This is a genomic window from Kribbella sp. NPDC026596 (assembly GCF_040638415.1).
Taxonomy (GTDB): Bacteria; Actinomycetota; Actinomycetes; order Propionibacteriales; family Kribbellaceae; genus Kribbella.
In genome coordinates this window covers 257,808-278,414 of sequence record NZ_JBEZYF010000001.1, presented here as the reverse complement: position 1 = coordinate 278,414, position 20,607 = coordinate 257,808, and the positions used below count along the sequence as shown (strand labels likewise).

At 67.2% G+C, this 20,607-nt stretch carries 20 protein-coding genes; 10 read left to right on the top strand and 10 right to left on the bottom strand.

Annotated elements, in window-relative coordinates; translation table 11 throughout:
* Positions 1-10 precede the first annotated feature (10 nt).
* The 4 genes from AB0E63_RS01385 to AB0E63_RS01370 are packed head-to-tail and all read right to left on the bottom strand — an operon-like array spanning position 11 to position 3,744.
* Positions 11-457: a Rieske (2Fe-2S) protein gene (locus AB0E63_RS01385; RefSeq protein ID WP_360359534.1), complete on the bottom strand. Its 447-nt coding sequence runs from the start codon at positions 455-457 to the stop codon at positions 11-13.
* Between the two features lie 37 nt (positions 458-494).
* Positions 495-1,406 carry a carbohydrate ABC transporter permease gene (locus AB0E63_RS01380; RefSeq protein WP_360359532.1) on the bottom strand — a complete coding sequence of 304 codons (912 nt, stop codon included), beginning with the start codon at positions 1,404-1,406 and terminating at the stop codon, positions 495-497.
* Complete coding sequence (locus AB0E63_RS01375; RefSeq protein WP_360359529.1) at positions 1,403-2,344, bottom strand: sugar ABC transporter permease; 942 nt, start codon at positions 2,342-2,344, stop codon at positions 1,403-1,405. The genes AB0E63_RS01380 and AB0E63_RS01375 overlap by 4 nt, the downstream gene beginning before the upstream one ends.
* Positions 2,341-3,744 (bottom strand): extracellular solute-binding protein, encoded by a 1,404-nt coding sequence (locus AB0E63_RS01370; RefSeq protein WP_360359526.1) that lies wholly within the window; start codon positions 3,742-3,744, stop codon positions 2,341-2,343. The genes AB0E63_RS01375 and AB0E63_RS01370 overlap by 4 nt, the downstream gene beginning before the upstream one ends.
* A gap of 265 nt (positions 3,745-4,009) precedes the next feature.
* On the opposite strand from AB0E63_RS01370, the gene AB0E63_RS01365 reads away from it, so the two are divergent.
* Complete coding sequence (locus AB0E63_RS01365) at positions 4,010-4,792, top strand: IclR family transcriptional regulator (protein ID WP_360359524.1); 783 nt, start codon at positions 4,010-4,012, stop codon at positions 4,790-4,792.
* A gap of 172 nt (positions 4,793-4,964) precedes the next feature.
* Here AB0E63_RS01365 and AB0E63_RS01360 read toward each other — a convergent pair whose 3' ends face one another.
* Positions 4,965-5,837: a helix-turn-helix transcriptional regulator gene (locus AB0E63_RS01360; protein ID WP_360359521.1), complete on the bottom strand. Its 873-nt coding sequence runs from the start codon at positions 5,835-5,837 to the stop codon at positions 4,965-4,967.
* Between the two features lie 135 nt (positions 5,838-5,972).
* On the opposite strand from AB0E63_RS01360, the gene AB0E63_RS01355 reads away from it, so the two are divergent.
* The 9 genes from AB0E63_RS01355 (at position 5,973) to AB0E63_RS01315 (ending at position 15,242) form a co-directional block, all read left to right on the top strand.
* Positions 5,973-6,830 (top strand): aldo/keto reductase, encoded by an 858-nt coding sequence (locus tag AB0E63_RS01355; RefSeq protein WP_360359518.1) that lies wholly within the window; start codon positions 5,973-5,975, stop codon positions 6,828-6,830.
* 57 nt (positions 6,831-6,887) lie between these two features.
* Positions 6,888-7,718 (top strand): oxidoreductase, encoded by an 831-nt coding sequence (locus AB0E63_RS01350; protein ID WP_360359515.1) that lies wholly within the window; start codon positions 6,888-6,890, stop codon positions 7,716-7,718.
* A 13-nt stretch (positions 7,719-7,731) separates the two neighbouring features.
* Entirely contained in the window at positions 7,732-8,052 is a 321-nt protein-coding gene (locus AB0E63_RS01345) for a carboxymuconolactone decarboxylase family protein (protein WP_360359512.1), read from the top strand.
* Positions 8,053-8,255: 203 nt separating this feature from the next.
* Positions 8,256-9,248 (top strand): D-cysteine desulfhydrase family protein, encoded by a 993-nt coding sequence (locus AB0E63_RS01340; protein ID WP_360359509.1) that lies wholly within the window; start codon positions 8,256-8,258, stop codon positions 9,246-9,248.
* Between the two features lie 204 nt (positions 9,249-9,452).
* Positions 9,453-10,307, top strand: a complete 855-nt coding sequence (locus tag AB0E63_RS01335; protein WP_360359506.1) for an alkaline phosphatase family protein — start codon at positions 9,453-9,455, stop codon at positions 10,305-10,307.
* 64 nt (positions 10,308-10,371) lie between these two features.
* A complete protein-coding gene (locus AB0E63_RS01330; RefSeq protein WP_360359504.1) occupies positions 10,372-11,628 on the top strand; it encodes an MFS transporter in 1,257 nt (418 codons plus the stop codon).
* Entirely contained in the window at positions 11,625-12,608 is a 984-nt protein-coding gene (locus tag AB0E63_RS01325) for a hypothetical protein (RefSeq protein ID WP_360359501.1), read from the top strand. The genes AB0E63_RS01330 and AB0E63_RS01325 overlap by 4 nt, the downstream gene beginning before the upstream one ends.
* Positions 12,609-12,682: 74 nt before the next feature.
* Positions 12,683-14,206 (top strand): carboxylesterase family protein, encoded by a 1,524-nt coding sequence (locus AB0E63_RS01320; RefSeq protein WP_360359499.1) that lies wholly within the window; start codon positions 12,683-12,685, stop codon positions 14,204-14,206.
* A 199-nt stretch (positions 14,207-14,405) separates the two neighbouring features.
* A complete protein-coding gene (locus AB0E63_RS01315; RefSeq protein WP_360359497.1) occupies positions 14,406-15,242 on the top strand; it encodes a DeoR/GlpR family DNA-binding transcription regulator in 837 nt (278 codons plus the stop codon).
* A gap of 5 nt (positions 15,243-15,247) precedes the next feature.
* Here AB0E63_RS01315 and AB0E63_RS01310 read toward each other — a convergent pair whose 3' ends face one another.
* The 5 genes from AB0E63_RS01310 to AB0E63_RS01290 are packed head-to-tail and all read right to left on the bottom strand — an operon-like array spanning position 15,248 to position 20,602.
* Complete coding sequence (locus AB0E63_RS01310; RefSeq protein ID WP_360359495.1) at positions 15,248-16,105, bottom strand: carbohydrate ABC transporter permease; 858 nt, start codon at positions 16,103-16,105, stop codon at positions 15,248-15,250.
* Positions 16,098-17,072 carry a sugar ABC transporter permease gene (locus AB0E63_RS01305; protein ID WP_360359492.1) on the bottom strand — a complete coding sequence of 325 codons (975 nt, stop codon included), beginning with the start codon at positions 17,070-17,072 and terminating at the stop codon, positions 16,098-16,100. The genes AB0E63_RS01310 and AB0E63_RS01305 overlap by 8 nt, the downstream gene beginning before the upstream one ends.
* A complete protein-coding gene (locus AB0E63_RS01300) occupies positions 17,069-18,358 on the bottom strand; it encodes a sugar ABC transporter substrate-binding protein (RefSeq protein WP_360359489.1) in 1,290 nt (429 codons plus the stop codon). The genes AB0E63_RS01305 and AB0E63_RS01300 overlap by 4 nt, the downstream gene beginning before the upstream one ends.
* Positions 18,355-19,530, bottom strand: coding sequence for an FAD-dependent oxidoreductase (locus AB0E63_RS01295; RefSeq protein WP_360359486.1), 1,176 nt, complete (start codon positions 19,528-19,530; stop codon positions 18,355-18,357). Before AB0E63_RS01295 ends, AB0E63_RS01300 begins: the two co-directional genes overlap by 4 nt.
* Entirely contained in the window at positions 19,517-20,602 is a 1,086-nt protein-coding gene (locus AB0E63_RS01290; RefSeq protein ID WP_360359484.1) for an amidohydrolase family protein, read from the bottom strand. Before AB0E63_RS01290 ends, AB0E63_RS01295 begins: the two co-directional genes overlap by 14 nt.
* Positions 20,603-20,607 lie beyond the last annotated feature (5 nt).

The window sequence follows — 20,607 nt, the reverse complement described above, 5'->3', positions numbered from 1 at the left end:
CCCGGGGGCGTCAGATATTGACAATGACATAGTCGCGATCGACCTCGACCTCGTACGTCTCCCCGGAGTACGGGCCGGGCTGGAACCCGGCCGCGGACAGTTCCGGGTTCTTGGCCAGCGCCGCACCGGACTCCACCCCGGTGGGATACGCCTTGACCTTGGTCTTCGCGGGGTCGAACCAGGATTGCCCGGTGGCGATCTCGAACTCCCAGCCGTGCCAGGGACAGCGGATGATCTCCCCACGCATGATGTAGTCGTAGTTCCCGGGCTTGTCCGAACGGACCAGTCCGGACGTCACGCCCTCACACATCGGTCCGCCGCCGTGCGGGCACTGGTTGCGGATCGCGTAGTAGTTGCCCTTGACGTTGAAGACGCCGATCGACCGGTTGGCAATCTCGACCACCTTCCGCCGGCCGGGTGGAATCTCGTCGACCGTCGCCACCACGTACTTCGTCACGTTGTCTCCCTTGCGCAGAAGGCATTGTCAGAAGGCATCATTTGATTCCGGTCATCGAGATTCCGCGGGTGAAGTACTTCTGCGCGAAGACGAAGACCAGGACGGTCGGGATGATGGCCAGCGTCGCTCCGGCCATCAGCGGGCCGTACTGGGTACTGTCCTGCGTCTGGAAGAACGCCAGCCCGACCGGGACGGTGAACTTGTTGACATCACTGAGGTAGACCAACGGGCCGAAGAAGTCGTTCCACACGTTGACGAAGGTCAGCACCGCCAGGGTGGCCAGGGCCGGCTTCGACAGCGGCAGGATGATGCTCACGAAGATCCGGAAATGGCTCGCACCGTCGACGAGGGCGGCTTCGTCGTACTCCTTGGGGATGGTCAGGAAGAACTGCCGGAGCAGGAAGGTGCCGAACGTGTTGGCGACGATCGGCGGGATGATCAACGGGAAGTGGGTGTCGATCAGACCGGCCTTGACGTACGCCGAGTACAGCGGCAGCACCATCAGCATGTCCGGGATCATCAGCGACGCGAGCAACAGCCCGAACGCGGCGTCCCGGCCGCGGAACTGCAGTCTCGCGAAGCCGTAGGCGCCCAGTGCACAGACCAGCAACCGGCCGATGATCACCAGCACCGTGATGTAGGCACTGTTCCCGAGGAACCGGATGAAGGGTAGTACGCCGTTGTTGATCAGGTAGGCGTAGTTCTCGCCGGTGAACGGGTGTGGGAACAGGCGCGGTGTCAGGCTGATCACGTCGCCCGGCTCCTTGAACGAGCTCGACAGCATCCACAGGAACGGGCCGATGGCAACCAACGCCACGACCACGCAGACGACGTACGTCGCCGTCGGTGCCACGATCCGGCGCGGCCGGCGTCGCCGTACGACGCCGGGATCGTCCTGCGGCTCCGGCGGTGCGAGTTTTTGAGGAGCACGAGTGTCTTCGAGGGTCATTGGTAGAACACCCACCTCTTCGAAAGCCGGTTCTGGATCCAGGTGACCGCGAGAAGCACAGCGAAGAGCACGATCGCCAGGGCCGAGGCGTAGCCCATCCGTCGCAGCGTGAACGCCTCGTACCAGAGGTGGTAGATGTAGACGTACGTGCCGTCGCCCGGTCCGCCGCCCGTCATCACCAGGATGAGCGCGAAGACCTGGAACGAGCCGATCGTCTGCAGGATCAGCAACAGGAAGATCGTCGGTGTGAGGAACGGGAGCGTCACGTGGACGAAGCGTGAGAGCCGGCCGGCCCCGTCGAGGGTGGCCGCCTCGATCAGCGTCTCCGGGACCCCTTGCAGGCCGGCCAGGACGATGATCATGTTGAAGCCCATGTTCGCCCAGATCGCTGTCGCGATCACCGCGGCCATGGCCGATCCGGGTTCACCCAGCCAGTGCGGTCCGGTGATGCCGAACGACGCCAGTACCGCGTTGATGACGCCGTACTGATCGCTGAACACCCACCGGCTGACGACGCCGACGGCGACCAGGGACGTCACGTACGGCAGGAAGATCAGCGCCCGGATGACGGCCATGCCCCGAAGCCGGTTGTTGACCAGCAGGGCCAGGGCGATCCCGATGATGATCCCGACCGGGACGTACCCGACCGTGTAGATGGCCGTGTTGATCAGGCTCTTGCCGAACAGCGGATCCTGCCCCGAGAACATCTCCTTGTAGTTGGCCACGCCCGTGAACTTCGGCGCGGCCAGGCCGTCCCAGTCCGTGAAGCTCGTCACCAGCGTCGGCAGGACCGGGATGACGTTGAAGAGCAGTGTCCCGAGGACGACCGGACCGATGAACATCCAGCCGCGGAGGTTGCGGCGCCTCGCTCCGCGGCGCCGTACCTGCCGGTGGGCCGCCCCGCTGTCCGGAGCCTGGATGGTCTGTGCGGCCGTCACTTCGCCGCGACCTTCAGGTCGGGATCGGTGAGCGCTCCTCCCTTCTCGAGCAACTCCTTGCCCTTGTTCCCGTTCCAGCCGCGTTTCTTGATCTCGGCGTTGACCGCGGCCCGTCCACGACTGATGTAGTCGGCCGTCGCGAGCTTGCCGCTCATCAGATTGTTGGCATTGGTGCCTTCGACGAAGGAGTCGGCGAGCGCCGTCCCGATCGGCCCCCGCGGGAACGGCACGTCGACCGGGTGGCCCGCGGCGGTGCCCAGCGCTTCGGCCCAGACGTTCGCGGTCTTCGGTCGCTCATGGTCGGTGAACGCGGCGCTCTTGGCGACCTCGGTCAGTGCCGGTACGGCGAACTGCGCCTTGGCCATGACCTCCGAGGCCGCCTTGCCGCACAGCGACTTCATCGCCAGGAAGGCGGCCTGCGGATCCTTCGCGGTCTTCGGGATGACCCAGGTACGGGCGTAGTTCTTGGTCATCGCGTAGAGCGGTGTCTTGGGCCAGGGCATCACGTCCCAGTCGACGCTCTTGCTGATCTGCGCGCTGATGTCCATGGCCTGCCACGTCATCGCGAGCTTTCCCGCGTTGAACAACGGCAGGTACTCCACGTCGACGGTGGGGGCGTACCCGTCGCGGATGTAGGAGACCTGCTTGTCGATCGCGTCCGCGGTCTCCGGCTTGCCGTAACCGCATTCGGTCTGGTTGTTGTAGAGCGCGGTGTCACCAGCACCGTACGCCGTGGCCTGGACCGTGTTGACGGCGTACTGCAGACCGTAGGTATCGGTCCGGCTGCCGTTCTTCTTCGTCAACTGCTTGACCGCCGCGTCGAACTCGTCCCAGCTCCACGGCTCGGCCCACGACGTGGGTGCCGTGAGTCCGGCATCGGCGAACAACTTCTTGTTGTAATACAGCGCGTTGGCGCTCATGCCGGGCGTGATGGAGAACTGGTACCCCTCGACAGCGACCTTGGTCGTGAACGTCGGGCTGTACCTGGTCAGGTCGAACCCGGTGCCGGCGTCCTGCATCATCTTGTCCAGCTGCAGGATCTTGCCGTTCGTCGCCAGGTCGTACACCCGGTCGTCGTCGATGCGCTGTAGATCGGCCGCCGTACCGGAGGCGAACTGCAGCATGACGCTCGCCCAGTCGTCTCCGGGGGCGGGCTTCCAGACGATCTTGATCTTGTGCTCGTCGAGGCTCTCCTGCTGAGCAGCCGCGATCATGTCCTTGAACATCTTCTGGGTCGTGGGATCGCCGACGGAACTGAAGGTCACCTCGGTCCAGTCCGACGGCGTCCCGGATGACGACGAGCCGCACGCGGCCAGCGAGGTGCCGGCGACGCCGGCGGCAGCCAGGCCAAGGCCCCCTTGGAGCAATCGGCGGCGGGTGAGCAACGAGCCGGAGGTCATGGTGATGGTCTCCCTTGACAGGCGGTGCGCCCGGCACAGGCCCCCCAGAAGTCTGCGCAACGACAGCTCTCTACACCGATGTACAACCACGGCGACCGATAGCTGCGGGCTGTTGATCTTGGGTGTGTCCCAAGTGTTCGCCTACCGAACCAGGGGTGTCAACACTATGCGGAAGATCGATTCCAGTATCCGGAAGCTCTAGCAGTCACCCCGGCCGCGGTCCAGGGCCAATTCGCCTTGGGAGGACCACTTATGCTTGGGGTCCGTGGTGGCAACGACAGAGAGCAGGACGGTGGAGAACAGAACGTCGGGGAGTGTCCAGTCAGTCGAACGGGCGTTCCACCTTCTCGAGCTACTCGCCGACAGCGGCGATTCGTCGCTGACCGACCTCTCGGCCGCGATCGAGGTGCCGGCCCCGACGACGCACCGGTTCCTGAAGACGCTGGTCTCACTCGGGTACGTACGCCAGCTGCCGAACCGCCATTACGGGCTCGGGCTCAGGCTGGCGATGCTGGCGGACCGGGTCGACGCGCAGTTCGGCCCGATCGTGAAGCCGCACCTGGACACGCTCGCCCGCGAGATCGGCGAATCGGCGAACCTGGCTGTGCTGGAAGGCGACATGGTCGTCTACACCGCCCAGTCCCCCTCCCCGCACGCGATGCGGATGTTCACCGAGGTCGGGCACCGCGCGCACACCCATTCGACGGGGGTCGGCAAGGCGATCCTCGCCGGACTGCCCGACGACCAGGTAGCCCGCATCATCAGCAGGACCGGCATGCCGGCCGCGACCAAGCACAGCATCACCGACCCGGCCAAGCTCCGCACCGAACTGAACCGCATCCGCCGCACGGGCTACGCGAGGGACAACGGCGAACAGGAGATCGGTGTCGTCTGCTACGCCGTCCGGATCCCCGATGTCCCGGTCTCGATGGCGATCTCGGTCTCCGGGCCGGCATTCCGGATGACGCAGGAACTCGGCAAGGCGGCGGTCCCGCTGCTGCTCAGCGAGGCACAAGCGATCTCAGACGAATTGCTCGGCGCCCTGTGATCCTCTGGGTGGGTGGTCCGGCGGCGGCGGGCAAGACCACGGTGAGCCGTCTACTCGCGCGAAAGCATGGATTTTTCTGGTACAGCGTCGATGCCTATGCATTCGCTCACGAGGAGCGCGCAGCCGCGGCCGGGCTTCACTTCATGGGCACCGGTCCAGGAGAGCATGCCCCTCAGAGCTCGCTTTGGTGTCTGGCCAGGTCGTCCGCGTGTTGGGTGGCCCAGCTGGCCAGGAACCGCAGTGCTTGGGTGGCGGGGCTGTCGGGTTGTGCGGTGTAGGTGATGATGACCAGGCCGTCGCCGGGCAGTTCCATGGCTTCGCCGGTGAGGTCGATGTCGCCGACAAGCGAGTTATGGAGCCGTTTGGCCGCGGTGCGGTGGTACTTGACGTTGTGATGTGCCCACCGCGTGCGGAACTCGTCGCTTCTGGTCGCGAGTTCGCCGACGAGGTCGCTGAGGCTCCGGTCGTGCGGGCTGCGCCCTGCCTCTGCGCGCAGCGCGGCGACGGAGTCGTCGGCGACGGTCTCCCAGTCGAGGAAAAATGCGGGCGCGCGCTGGTCGAGGAAGAGGAATCTGGCCAGGTTCAGCGGCAGGTGGTCGCGGGCGAGGATGCCGTCGTACAGAGCAAAGGCGAGGTCGTTGGCAGCGAGGATGTCGGTGCGGGCGTTGCGGACATAGGCCGGTGTGGTGAGTGAGTCCAGGATCAGCTGTACGCCGGGCCGGACCTTGGAGACCGCCGTACGACGTGAGCCGCGCACCGGGCCGGTCGAGGCGCGCGCGAGGTCGAGCAGGTGGGATCGCTCTGCGTCGTCGAGGCGTAGTGCTCGTGCGAGCGCTTCGAGGACCTGTTCGGAGACGCCGGACAGGTTGCCGCGTTCGAGGCGGGTGTAGTAGTCGGCGCTGACGCCCGCGAGCAGGGCGACCTCCTCACGACGGAGCCCGGTGACGCGGCGCTTGTCGCCGAACGTCGGGAGGCCGGCCTGCTCAGGCGTCACTTTCGCGCGCCGGCTGGTCAGGAACTCCCGTACGTCGTCCTTGATGCTCACAGCCTTCACGGTACGAGCCGGTGCGTTCGCGGTGGGAGGGTCTGCTGGTACCTGTTACACCGGAAACTCCCACCTGTGACACGAATGAGTGTTCGCTGGGCTCATGACCTCCCAGGCTTGAAAGGTGGACAACTCATGAAGACGGTCAGGTTGAACAACGGCGTCACGATGCCCATCATCGGTTTCGGCGTCTTCCAGATCCCGCTGGAGGAGACCCAGGCCGCCGTCGAAGCCGCGCTCGAGGCCGGCTACCGCCACCTCGACACCGCCGCGTCGTACGGCAACGAGGAAGCCGTCGGCGCCGCGATCGCCGCCAGCGGCCTGCCCCGCGACGACCTGTTCGTCACCACCAAGCTGTGGATCCAGCACGCCCCGACCGGCAGCGTCGAGGACGACACCAAACGCGCCTTCGACACCTCACTACGGCGCCTCGGCCTCGACCACCTCGACCTGTATCTGATCCACCAACCACTCGGCGACTACTACAGCGAGTGGCGCGCGATGCAGCAGCTCCACACCGAAGGCCGGATCCGGGCCATCGGCGTGTCGAACTTCCACTCCGACCGGCTCGTCGACCTCATCGACCACAACGAGATCCCGCCCGCGGTGAACCAGATCGAGACTCATCCCTTCCACCAGCGCGTCGCCGACCATGAACTGATGCGCGAACGCGGCGTTCAGATCGAATCCTGGGGGCCTTTCGCCGAAGGCCGCAACGACCTGTTCACCGACCCCGTCCTCAGCGCCATCGCCGAGGCACACGCCACATCGGTCGCTCAGGTCGTGCTCCGCTGGCTCATCCAGCGCGACGTCGTCGTCATCCCCAAATCCGTGCGCCCCGACCGGATGGCCCAGAACCTGGACATCTTCGACTTCGCCCTCACCGACGACCAGATGAAGCAGATCGCCTCCCTCGACACCGGCGCCAGCCTCTTCTTCGACCACCGCGACCCCGCCATGGTCTCCCGTCTCGGCGGCCGGCGAACCGACTGAACTGCCCATGTCACGGCCCTCGCACCCACGCCCGAGCTGCACCCTGGAAGGAACGTCATGACCACCTGGTTGATCACCGGTTGCTCCACCGGCCTCGGCCGCGCTCTCGCCGAGGCCGTCCTCGCTCACGGACACAAGGCGGTCGTCACCGGCCGCGATGTCTCGAAGGTGCAGGACATCGCCGACAAGTACCCCGGCACCGCGTTGGCCCTTCCGCTCGACGTCACCAACGACGACCACGTCACCGCGGCGGTCCGCGCGGCCGAGGACCGGTTCGGCGCTGTCGACGTCCTGGTCAACAACGCCGGCTACGGATACCGAGCGGCCATCGAGGAAGGCGAGGACTCCGCCGTTCACCAACTGTTCGACACCCACGTGTTCGGCAGTGTGCGGACCATCAAGGCCGTCCTGCCCGGCATGCGCGCCCGTCGCTCCGGAACGATCGTGAACCTCTCCTCCATCGGTGCACGCATCTGCCCCGAGGGCTCTGGCTACTACTCGGCCGTCAAGGCCGCGATCGAGGCGCTCACCTTGTCGCTGCGCAAGGAGGTTGCGCCGCTCGGCGTCACGGCCATGGTCGTCGAGCCGGGCGGGTTCCGCACCGACTTCGCGGGCCGGTCGCTGACGCAGTCCGCCGTACCGATCGCCGACTACGCCGACACCGCGGGCAAGCGCCGCAAGGAGCACGACACCGGGCACGGGAAGCAGCCGGGCGACCCGGCCAAGGCCGCCACCGCACTGATCCAGGCCGTCGAATCCGACTCCCCGCCGTACATGCTGCTGCTCGGCAACGACACCTCCGACGGATTCCGCGCCGCCCTCGACGCCCTCCGCGCCGAGGTCGACGCATGGGAAACCCTGAGCCGCAGCACCGACTTCGACGCCTGACCGAGGAACCACCATGCCCGAACCAACCCCAGCCCAACGAGCCATCGGCGACTTCGCCCCCAAACTCGTCCAGCTCACCGACGACGTCCTGTTCGGCGATGTCTGGAAGCGCACCGAACTACCCGCGCGTGACCGCAGCCTCATCACCGTCGCGAGCCTGATCACCTCGAGCAGCTTCGAACAACTCCCCAACCACCTACGCCTCGCGCGACAGAACGGCCTCACCGAAACCGAACTCAAAGAGGCGATCATCCACCTCGCGTTCTACGCCGGCTGGCCGAAGGCAATGTCCGCCATACAGGTCGCCAAGACCATCTTCGCCGAAGACCAGTAACCCCCGTCTTCGTTGCTTGGACGCGCAGGTACTCCGCTTGCCCACCAGGCACTTGCCCGTACAGCTTGGTGTAACCGAACAATGCCGCGCCCATCATCCGTGACGGCGTGACGTTGATGGATTGTTGCTGGACGGGGAACGGGATCGATGTTCGGGCGGGGCATCATGAAACCGGCCATTGCCGGCGCGGTGAGGGAGTATCAGTGACAGATGATGTGCGCTCGAGTCCGCGTGTGCCGCTGGGAACCTGGCCCACGCCGCTGGAGCCGGTTCCGCGGCTGGCGGAGGCGCTTGGTCTCCAGCCGGAGGATCTGTGGATCAAGCGTGATGACCTGATGGGCATCGGGGGTGGCGGCAACAAACTGCGCAAGCTCGAGTGGACCTGCGGTGCCGCGCAGTCCGAGGGCGCCACCACGTTGATCACCACCGGCGCCGCTCAGAGCAATCACGCCCGGCTGACCGCCGCCGCAGGGGCACGGCTCGGTCTCGACGTCGTGCTGGTGCTGGCAGGCACGCCTGGATCCTCGACCTCAGGCAACCTCGCGCTGGATGGTCTGTTCGGTGCGACGATCGTCTGGGCAGGGGCCGCCGGGGACCAAGAGCTGGCCATTGCCGCTGAAGAGGTCGCCGCCGACCTGCGACGCCGGGGCGCTGTTCCGGTCGTCATCCCGTTCGGTGGCTCGAGCGTGACCGGCGCCCGAGGCTATGTCGAGTGCGCGAAGGAGCTGCTGGAGCAGGCGCCGGATCTGGGGACCGTCGTCTGCGCAGTTGGTTCGGGCGGCACGATGGCAGGCCTGGTCGCGACCCTCGGGCCTTCTCGCGTGCTCGGTGTCGACTGCGGTGCCATCGCGGATCCGGCAACGACCATCGCGACCCTCGTCTCCGGTCTCTCCGACGAGCCCGTCAGCCCTGACTCCTTGCGGCTGGACAGAAACCAGGTCGGAGCGGGCTACAGCACGCTGACGGAACCGGTGAAGTCCGCGCTCGCCTTGACCGCCCGCACCGCCGGCATCATTCTCGACCCGATCTACACCGGGCGTGCGATGGCCGGACTGATCGCGGCGGCAGGCACGGGGACGCTGAGCCCGGGCCATCGGACCATCTTTCTTCACTCCGGCGGACTACCCGGCTTCTTCGGACACCCAGCGACGGTCGCCTGGGCCCAGCAGCAGTCAGAAGGCTCAGCCGAAGGCTGAAGATCGAACCTCCCGTGCAACCGGCTCGCCGTCCTCGGCGGGTGTCACGGTGTGTGGCGGGATGGGTTGTTTGGGTGATTTTGGTGTTCATCTTATGCACATCTGGGGGGCTTGCGGGGTTCGGGTCTGGGGGGTGGGCGGGGGCAGAGGATGTGCGGCGGCCCTGGCGGTGGTCGGGGTCGGCCCATCCTGTGAGGAGGATTCGTGATACGTAAGCGCATTGCGGCCGCGGTCGTGGTGGCGGCGGCTCTCATCGGTTCGGCGACGGCTATCAGTACCGCCACCTCGACGACCGCGCAGGCGGCGGCGAGCGTGCCGGTGTTCGATCACATCGTGCTGGTGATGTTCGAGAACCACGCGTACTCGCAGATCAACGGCAGTTCGAGTGCCCCCACCTTCAACACCTTGGCCGCCCAGGGTGCGAAGTTCACCCAGGCGTACGGCGTCACCCACCCGAGCGAACCCAACTACCTGGCGATCTTCTCCGGGGCGACCCAAGGCGTCACCGACGACAGCTGCCCGCACACCTACAGCGGCAACAACCTCGGCAAGCAGTTGATCACCGCGGGCAAGACCTTCAAGGGCTACTCCGAGAGCATGCCCTCCGACGGCTACACCGGCTGCTCGAGCGGCCAGTACAAGCGCAAGCACAACGGCTGGGTCAACTTCTCCAGCGTGCCCGCGGCCAGCAACCTCCAGTTCAGCGACTTCCCGAGCTCGGCGAACTACGCCAGCCTCCCGACCGTCTCGTTCGTCACCCCGAACATGTGCAACGACATGCACGACTGCTCGGTCGGCACGGGTGACACCTGGCTGAAGAACAACCTGAACGCGTACGCGCAGTGGGCCAAGACGCACAACAGCCTGCTGATCGTCACGTTCGACGAGGACAACGGCGGTTCGTCGAACCACATCTTCACCGCGTTCGTCGGCGCCCACACCCAGGTCGGCTCGTTCTCCAACCAGATCAACCACTACAACGTGCTGAGCACCATCGAGAGCGCGTACGGGCTCTCCCACCTCAACTCGGCTTCAGAGATCACCAACGTCTGGAACTGACCCCGTCCCGCTCGCGGGCGTACGCCGTACGTCCGCGAGCGGACTCACGCCCGGAGGTGGCCCCATGTACCTGTCTACGATCGACCAGCCGCACGCGGGCAAACCGCTCCGCGGGCGCGCGATGCTGCTGGTGAGCGGCAACGTCTTCGCCCTCGGCACGGTCAGCCTGATCACTGACATCTCGTCAGAGATGGTCACCGCGGTGCTGCCGGTATACCTCGTGCTCGGCCTGCACCTGAGCCCAGCCCTGTACGGCGTGATCGACGGCACGTACACCGGCGCGACCGCTCTGCTACGGCTGGTCGGTGGGTACATCGCCGACCGGGCCAGCCGCCGCAAGTTCATCGCCGGGCTCGGCTACGGGCTGTCGGCGGTGGCCAAACTGGGATTGCTTGCCGCAGGCAACGCTGTCGGCGCGCTCGGCGCGGTGATCGCGATCGACCGTACCGGCAAGGGTCTGCGTACGGCGCCCCGCGACGCACTGATCACCTTGTCCACTCCACCGCAGCTGTACGGCCGCGCGTTCGGCGTCCACCGGATGATGGACACCATAGGGGCCTTCACCGGGCCGCTGGTCGCCCTCGGCATCCTGGCTGCGACCGGGCAGGCGTACGACGCGGTCTTCGTCGCCAGCTTCTGCATCGCCGCCTTCGGAGTTCTGGTGCTCGTCCTGTTCGTGCGAGACCACCGCGACGAACAGCCCGCCAAGGGCACGGTGGCGCCGTCCGCTCTTCGTGGCTTGCTGCGGATGGCGCCTGTACGGCGACTGGTGCTGGCCGCCGGCCTGGCTGGGATGGTGACCATCGGCGATGGCTTCGTCTACCTGCTGCTGCAGCGGCGGGAGGAGCTGAGCATCGGCTGGTTCCCATTGCTTGCCGTTGGCACCAATCTGTCCTACCTGCTGCTGGCCACGCCGCTGGGTGTGCTGGCCGACAAGATCGGCCGGCTGAAGGTCGTACTCGGCGGCTACACCGCACTCCTTTTGGTATACCTCCTGCTGTTCGAACCGTTCGGCGGCTGGCCGCTGCTCGTGGTGGTGCTCGCGCTGTACGGCGTCTTCTACGCATCCACCGACGGTGTGCTGATCGCCCTGGCCGGACCGGTGCTCCCCACAGCCTTACGTACGACGGGAATCGCGTTGATTCAAACGGGTCAAGCGTTGGCGTACCTGGTTTCCTCGGTGCTGTTCGGACTGGCCTGGACCGTGTGGGGACCGGCGAGCGCGACCCGGATCGCCGCGGCTTTGGTCGCGGTGGCAGTGCTCGTAGTGGGTCTGCTTCTCCGTGGTATACCAGCCACTTCCGCGGAGCAGCCGGCATGACGCGCCGCGTGCTGGTCGCCGTCCTCGGGGCGCTGTTGCTGAGCGCGGTCGCGGTCGGGTACGGCGCGTTCACGGTGACGCGAGAACACACGCCGACGGCCGCCGCGGCCAGGGGGCTGAGCCTCGCGACCGGGCCGCGGATCCTGTTCCGCAGTACTGCGGCGGACAGCAAGGGTCACCTGGCGATGGTGGCCAACGACCGGCCGGACGGGCCACGCTCGGTGTCCGCGCTGACCTGTCTGCGGGTGTACGCCGCCGGAGGCACCGGCGCGTGTCTGCGCCAGGACGGCGCGCTCAGCACCTTCCAAGTCGCAATCCTCGACCAGAATCTCACCGTGGAGAAGGCGATTCCGCTCGTCGGCGTCCCCAACCGTACGCGCGTCTCCGCGGACGGCCGCATGGTGGCATGGACAGTCTTCGTCGCCGGCGACTCCTACAACCACGGACGGTTCTCCACCCGCGCCGGACTGATCGACCTCGAGAACGAGGAGACGCTCGACTCGCTCGAGTTCCTGTCGGTCACGCTGGACGGCCATCCCTACACCGCCGCCGACCTCAACTTCTGGGGCATCACCTTCGCCGCCGACGACAACCACTTCTACGCCACGATGTCCACCGCCGGACACCGCTACCTCGTGCAAGGCGACATCGCCGCCAAGACCGTCCGCACGATCGCGCAGAACGTGGAATGCCCATCGCTGTCCCCCGACGGCAAACGCATCGCCTTCAAATCCGCGATCAACGGGGACCCCACCAAGGGCTGGCACCTGTCCGTCCTCGACCTGGCGTCCGGCACGCGCACCCCGCTAGCCGAAACCCGCAGCGTAGACGACCAGCCCGCCTGGCTGGACCCAAACACCATCGCCTACGCCATCCCCTCGAACCCCACCGACTCCGACGTCTGGACAGTTCCAGCCAACGGCACAGGCACCCCACACCTCCTCATCCCGCACGCCGAATCCCCAGCCCCACTCAACTGACTGCAACGCTAAATGGCTTGCCTGCAGATCGCGTGCGTTGCGATGCTCGGCCGGGTAGGGAGAGGAACCGCGACGTGGCCGACACCGCATCCAGCAAGCACTCCGAGCCGGAAGTCCGTACGGCCCCCGGCGTCCTCCGCGGTAGCCGCGAGGCAGGCTTGGCAGTCTTCCGCGGCATCCCGTACGCCGAGGCGCCGGTCGGCGCCCTCCGTTTCGCCGCACCGGAGCCGGTGCGCGGCTGGGACGGCGTACGCCCGGCGCTCGCGTACGGCCCGCCACCCCCGCAGTCCGGTCTGCTCGGCGTGTCCGAAGACACCCCCGGCGACGACTGGTTGACGCTCAACGTCTGGACACCGGACCCCGATCCGGCGGCCGGGCTCCCGGTGATGGTGTGGATCCCCGGTGGCGGTTACGCCATCGGCAACTCCAGCCTCCCGGAATACGACGGCGGACACCTGGCCAGGAACGGAGCCGTGGTCCTGACCCTCAACTACCGCCTAGGTATCGAGGGCTTCGGGCAGCTCGACGGAGCCCCCGCCAACCGGGGACTGCTCGACCAGGTCGCGGCCTTGCACTGGGTGCAGGACAACATCCGCATGTTCGGCGGCGAGCCCGACCGGGTCACGATCTTCGGGGAGTCGGCCGGCGGCGGATCGGTCGCCGCGCTGCTCGCCATGCCGCGCGCCGCCGGGCTCTTCCGCCGAGCGATCGCACAGAGCGTGCCGGGGACGTACTTCTCCGCCGAACTGGCCGCCGACATCGCCGCCGCCTGCGCCGCCGAACTGGGAGTACCTCCCACCGTGTCCGGCCTGTCAACGGTGGCCCCGGCCCGGCTACCCGCCGCGGGCGACGCGGTCTCCGCCAAGATCATCCAATGGCGGGAGCGCTGGGGGCAGATCACCCACCGGCCGATCCCGTACGCCCCGGTTGTCGACGGTGACGTCCTGCCGGCAACCCCTTGGCAGGCGCTGGCCGACGGCGCCGCCCGGGACGTCGTACTCGTCGTCGGCCACACCCGTGACGAGCACCGGTTGTTCAGCCTGATCGACGGCGTACTCGGCCAGGTCACGCACGAGCAGACCGAGACAGCACTGCACATGCTCGCCCCCGATCCGGACGGCGTACGCCGGTACCGCGAGGTATTCCCAGTCCTGGCCGATGAAGACCTGTACGAACTCGTCAACGCAGACTGGCTGTTCCGGATGCCAAGCCTCCACCTGGCCGACGCCCAGATCGCCGGCGGCGGCCAGGCCTACCTCTACGAACTGACCTGGCCCGCCCCCGGGTTGGGCGGCGGCCTGGGCGCCTGCCACGGCCTGGACGTGCCGCTCGTCTTCGGCAACCTGACCAGCGGACAGCCCGCCGTGCTGATCGGCGACCCGCCGTCCCCGGCGGCCGAAGAGCTGTCCGCGCAGATGCGCACGGCGTGGACGGCGTTCGCCACTCACGGCGACCCGGGCTGGCCGCCGTACGACGCCGACCACCGCCGCACCCAACTCTTCGACACGCCATCGACCGTCACCGCCTACCCAGAGGAAGCCTCCCGACTCCTGTGGCAGGACCACTCCTTCCCAGCACTCCCGCTACTCAAGCCGTAGCCGTCAGCGCGAGCAACCGGGACCCGGGCCGCGTGTACACCGTCCCCCACGAGCTGGTCATCCGCGAGTCGAGTCGCCCAACGACAACGCCGTCCGATCCCTAACGCTCAGGTTGGTTGCGCGGAACCTCGACGGCACGACCGCGGTGCCTAGACTGAGGCGATCCACTCGCCGCGCAGGTCGGAACGAGGTGATCGTCATGAGCACGACAGCCCTCCCGACGGTGCGCTCCTGGCAGCCGTCAGCTCCATCCCCGCGCCGCACCCAGCGACTGGTCGAGATCCTCGACCTGCTGACCGCGCGCGGCGCGATGTCGGTCGGCGTGCTGTGCTGCGAGCTCCGGGTGTCTCCGGCGACGCTCCGCCGGGACATGACCCACCTGGAGGATCAAGGCCTGGTCACCCGTACTCGCGGCGGCGCCCGAGCCAACACGGGGCCGGAGCTCCCGGTCCGCCTCCGGGACACGAAGTCCCCGCTGGCCAAACACGCGATCGCCGTCACGGCCGCTGCCCTGCTACCGGCCGACAGACCGCTGGCGGTGGCGATCGGCGGTGGATCGACGGCCGCCGAGGTTGCCCGGGAACTCGGTCAGCGCCGGCGGCTGACCATCGTGACGAATGCGCTCACCACCGCGGCGGCGGTGGCGGCCCGGCCGAACCTGCAGGTGATCATGACCGGCGGGGTGATCCGGGCGAGCTCGTTCGAGCTGGTCGGCAGCCTGGCCGAGAGCGCCTTCAACGGGATCAGCGTCAACCTGGCCATCCTCGGCGCCGACGGTATCAGTGCGGCCAACGGTGTCACCACCCACGACCACACCGAAGCCCGCACCAATCACGCCATGGTGTCCCACGCGCACCGGCTGATGGTGGTTGCCGACGGCTCCAAGATCGGTCAGGCGACCGTGGCCAAGGTCGCCGACGCATCGGCCATCGACATCCTGGTCACCGATGCGTCGGCGGATCCGGACCAGCTCGCCGAACTGGCCGAGCTCGGCGTCACGGTGCATGTCGCCCGGATCTCCCCCAGGCGCGGTTGAGCTCGTCAACCCTTCACGCCGGAGAACGCGATACCGCTCATCAGGTGACGCTGGAAGACGATGAACACGATGATCACCGGCAGGCTCGCCAGCAGCGATCCCGCCATCAGCACCGGGAAGTTCGTCGTGTACTGACCCTGCAGGCTGGCCAGTCCCGCGGAGACCGGCATCTGCCGGGGATCCGAGTTCACCACCAGCGGCCAGAGCAGGTCGTTCCAGGACCAGATGATCACCAGTACGCCGAGCGCGATCATGCCGGGTGCCGCCATCGGCAACATGATCCGCCAGAAGATCTGCAGGATGTTCGCACCGTCGATCCGGGCGGCCTCTTCGATCTCGATAGGGAGCTGCCGGAAGAACTGACGCATCAGGAAGGTGCCGAAGGCACTGAACATGCCGGGCAGGAACAGTGCCACCAGAGTGTTCAGCAGCCCCAGCTTCTGCATGATCTGGAACTGCGGCAGCAGGAACACCTGATAGGGAACCATCGTCACCGAGAGAAAGATCGCGAACAGTACGCCGCGACCGCGGAACTGCATCCGGGCGAAGGCGAAGCCGGCCAGCGCACTGAACAGCACCTGACCGACGGTCCGCGCGATCGTCATCAGAGTGGTGTTGAGCAGTTGATGGCCGAACGGCAGGGCGCTGAAGACGGTCGTCACGTTCGACCACTGCGGTGAGTGCGGCAGGAAGGTCGGCGGCACGCTCACCGACTCGCCGAAGGTCTGCAGCGAGGTCGAAAGCTGCCACAGGAACGGCCCGACCATGAAGACCGCACCGATACAGAGCACCAGATGTGCGATCGGATGCCGCAGCCGAAAGCGTCGCCGTTGCCGCACGGCAGATTGGACCGACTCAGCCATAGTGCACCCACCTCCTCTGCAGCCGGAACTGAGCCGCGGTCAGGATCAGGGTCGCGAGGAGCAGCAGTACGCCGATCGCCGCCGCGTAGCCGCCGTCGTGCTCGGCGAACCCCCGTTGGTAGAAGAGATAGACCAGGGTCTCGGTCCGCTGGATCGCCGGACTCTGCTGACCGACCATCAGATAGATCAGGTCGAAGGCCTGCAGCGAGTTGATCACCGTGATCACCGTGACGAAGAAGATCGACGGCGTCAGCAGCGGAATCGTGATGTGGAAGAACTGCGCCATCCGGCTCGCGCCGTCCAGCTCGGCGGCCTCGTAGTAGTCGGTCGGGATGCCGCGGATGCCGGACAGGAAGATCACCATGTTGTAGCCGATCGAGCCCCAGACTCCGACGATGCTGATGGCGAAGATCGCTGTGGCGGGATTGGCGAGCCAGTGCGGACCGTCGACGCCGACTTTGGACAGCAGCCAGTTGATCAGTCCGTAGTCGCCGTTGAAGAGGTACTTCCAGGTCAGGGCGACCGCTGCCGGCAGCGTGACCACGGGCAGGAAGTACAGCGTGCGGTAGATGGTGACTCCGCGCATCCCCGGCAGGCTGAGCAGAGCCGCCACGATCGCCGACAGCGGCACTGCGAGCAACGAGATCATGCTGATGATCGCCGTGTTGACGATCGCATGAAAGATGTCGGAGTCGGCGATCAGGGTCCGGTAGTTCTCCAGCCCTGACCAGGTGTGCCCGCCGAACGCGCCCCAGCTCGTGAAGGAGTAGTAGATCGTCTGGAAGGTCGGCCAGATCTCGAAGACGACGAGCCCGGCGGCGGCCGGCAGCAACAGCATGAGCGCCCACCACCCGCTGTCCCGGGTCGGTGGTCGCGGTCGCCGCCCGTTGCGGGTCGTTCCGGCGCGCGGGCCGGTCGCACTGTCGGTCAGCGATTCGGCCGCCGCCGTCGCAGTACCCGGACTCACTTCTTCTCCTTCGACAGCGCAGTGTTCATCTTCTCCGCAACGCTGCGGGAGACCTCGTCGACCGAGGACTTGCCTGTCCAGGCGTCGGCGAACTGCTTCGTCGCGTCGTCTCGCCAGGCAGCGGTGTCGGTGGACGCGGGGAAGGGCTGCGCGTACTTCAGATGATCGACGAAGACCTGCAGGTCGAACTCCGGCATCGCCTTGGCGTACGCGGCTGCGTGCCCCTCGTACGCCGGGATCACGGTGCCGGTCTTGGCCTGGATCTCGGCGGCCCGCTCGGAGCCGAGGAACTGCAGGAACTCCCAGGCCTGGTCGCGATGCTCGGTCTTGGCCGACATGCTGTTGGCCAGCCCGTTGCTGTAGTAGTTCCGGTTCCCGTCGGGGCCGGCGGGCAACGGCGCGACGTCGATGTTGGCCTTGCCGTACGGGACGGCGGCGATCTCCTCCGGTTCCCAGGATCCGCAGTACCGCATCGCCACCTTGCCCGACGTGAGCATCGCGAGCGGGTCGGTGTCGGTGGTCTGCTGCAACGTCGGCGAGACGTGGTACTTGGTGATCATGTCGGTCCAGAACTCGATGCCCTTGACCGTCGCCGGCTGGTCGTAGCCGGAGCTCGTGCCGTCGTCCGAGATGACCTTCCCGCCGACCTGCGGCACGGTCAGGTACCAGCTCAGCTCGTCGGCCTCCGGTGCGACGAACCCGTAGACGCCCTTCTTCGGATCGGTCAGCTTCTGGGCCGCGGCGATCACGTTGCTCCATGTCCAGGACTCGTCCGGGTACTTGACCCCGGCGGCGTCGAAGAGCGCCTTGTTGTAACAGAGTCCGAACCCGTTGACGTCCTTCGGTACGCCGTACACCTTGCCGTCGACCGTGTAGGCCTTGGTGACCGCGGGCACGTACGCGCTCATGTCCAGCTTCGAGCTCTTGATCTGATCATCGAGCGGAGCGATGCCGCCGCCGGTGGCGTAGTACTTCGCGTACACCATCGTCATCCAGAAGACGTCGGGGCCGGTGCCCGCGGTGACGCTGGTCTGCAGTTTCGTCCAGTAGCTCTCCCATGGCGTCACCTGAACCTGGACGTCGATGTTCGGGTGCTGGGTGTGGAACTCGCTGATGATCTGCTTCATGGCGGCGCCCTGCGCCTGGTCCCAGATGGCATACGTGAGGGTGACCTGCTTGTTGTTGTCGCCTGAGTCGGAGGATCCCGAGCAGGCGGCCGCGGCGATCAAAGGTGCCACGAGCAACAGGTTCAGTAACCGTCGGCGGATTCGTCGTACCGTGTTCATGCGGACTCCTTCGGGAAAGAGCGGCCTGGGCTGAGAAAGTCGAGGCGTGCTGGTAAGTGGTCGCCGAGTGCGTGCCGTGCGGCCAGCTCGCCGAGCAGGGGCCCGAGCGTCAGCCCCCACGCCCCCAGGCCGGTGGCGACGTGGATCGCTGGTGCCACCGGGCCCACCAGGGGCAGGCCGTCGCTGGTCGCGGGGCGCAAGCCGACCCTGGTCTCCAGGACGGTCGCGGCGGACAGCCCCGGCGCCAGGTTCAATGCGGCGTTCAGGACGGCCTGCTGCCCACCGGCCGTGACCCGGGAGTCGAAACCGACGTCCTCGTGCGTCGCGCCGGCGACGATGCGGTCGTCGAAGCCGAGCAGGTAGCCGGCACCGGGCGTGTTGACCACGGGTCGCAGGCCCGTTTGCTGGCCGTCGAGTCGCAGGTGCACGAGCTGCCCGCGGATCGGCCGGATGTCCACCTCGACGCCGAATCCGGCGAGGTCAGCTCCCGCCCAGGCGCCAGTGGCCAGGAGCACGGACCGGCCGTCGAGCACCCGGTGCCCGACGCGGACCCGCGGGGCTGAGTGCTGCAGGTCCAGGATCCCGGCGCCGGGGATCACCTCGAGTCCGGCGTCGTCGCGCCGGGCCTGAGCGCGCCGGCGCGCCGCTGTCATCAAGCGGTCGTGCAGCCGGGAACCCACGACCCGGCCGACCTCGGCGATGAACAGGCCGCGCAGGTCGCCGCGCAGTTCCGGCCAATAGTCGTGAAGATCGGTGCCATCGACGGTCTCGACGGGTTTGACGATCCCGTGCGCCCGACGCCCCTCCGGGTTCGACAGCCGCTCGGCCACCGCGTCGAGCGCCGCTTGCTCGTGCGGATCGTCGCCGGCCACCACCAGCTCGCCGACCTGCTCGAACGTCGCCGAGCCGGCCCCGGCCGGATCGACGGCATCCAGCTCGGCCAGGAGGCTGTGGTAGTAGCCGACGCACTCGGTGATCAGCGACGTCCAGTCCGGGCGCTGCTCGCCACGATCGAGTGCGACCGGCGACACGATCCCCGCCCCGGCATCGGTCGCGCGACCGGCCAGGCCCGCGTCGACGAGCGCGACCCGGGCCCCCTTCCGCACACCGGCCAGCGCGGCGCTCGCTCCGACGATCCCGCCGCCGATGATGATCAGGTCAAAGTCCGGCATCGCTGTTCCTCGGCGGGGTGGCCGCGAGAGCCGGGATGAACGCGCGGGCGTTGTCTCCTTCAACCTGTGCTGCCAGCGCGTCCGGCAGCCCGAGACCCGAGATCGTCCAGCGTCCGGTCGGCGGTGGTTCTTCCGACGAGTAGGCGAAGGCCTCGTCGGTACTGGCCAGGAAGCGCAGGTACATCCGGTAGTCGTCGATCTCCGGTGGCGCGCAGTCGGTACCGAGCAACACCCGATCGGGATGGCGCTCGATCAGTGCGCGGGTTCGCCTCGGCTGGCGGCCGAGCTCCGCGATCCGCGCGGCGATGTCGATGCGATAGTTCGGGTAGCGATCGAGCATCCCCTCCACCCAGTCGAGGTTCTCCGCCAGGCAGCCGACGTGGGCGCCGATGAAGCGCACCTGCGGGTGCGCGGCAACAACCGCCTCGAACGCGTCCAACAGCCGCTCGAGTGGCGGGAACTCAGGTCCATGGAAGTGCCAGTCGGGATGCCGCAGCAGCTCCTCGAGTCTTTCGTTGCGATGGTCGAGCGGCTGGAAGAACGCCGCCGGATCCGCGGTATGGATCAGGGCCGGCACACCCGATTCGGCCAACGCGACCCACAACGGTTCGAGCCGATCGTCATCGAGGAAGACCAGCTCCGAGTTCTCATCGCGGATCCGGAGCCCGATGTCCTTCCAGAGCTTGACACCTGCCGCGCCACGGCGTACCGAATCCGTCAGCGAGGCCGCCATCCGGTCGCCCCAGCCCGGCGTCGAGGTATCGGACCAGTCGACGCGCGCGAAGGTCACGAACCGTCCTGGATAGCGGCGGTCGTAGCGATCGAGGTTCGCCTCGAGCTCATCGGTCCACTCACCGTCGAGATTGACGATGGTCGCCACGCCCGCCGCGTCCATCGTCTCGATCAGGGCGGCCGGGTCGGGCGCCCGCCAGACGCCGGTGGTGCGGCGCCCGAGATGGTTGTGTACGTCGACGATCGGCGCGGCCGGATCGGTCACGGTGGTGGTGGCGGTGGTCAGCATCGAGACCGGAGCGAAGTCGCGCAGCCGGATCTCAGCCAGTGGCTCGGGCATTCATC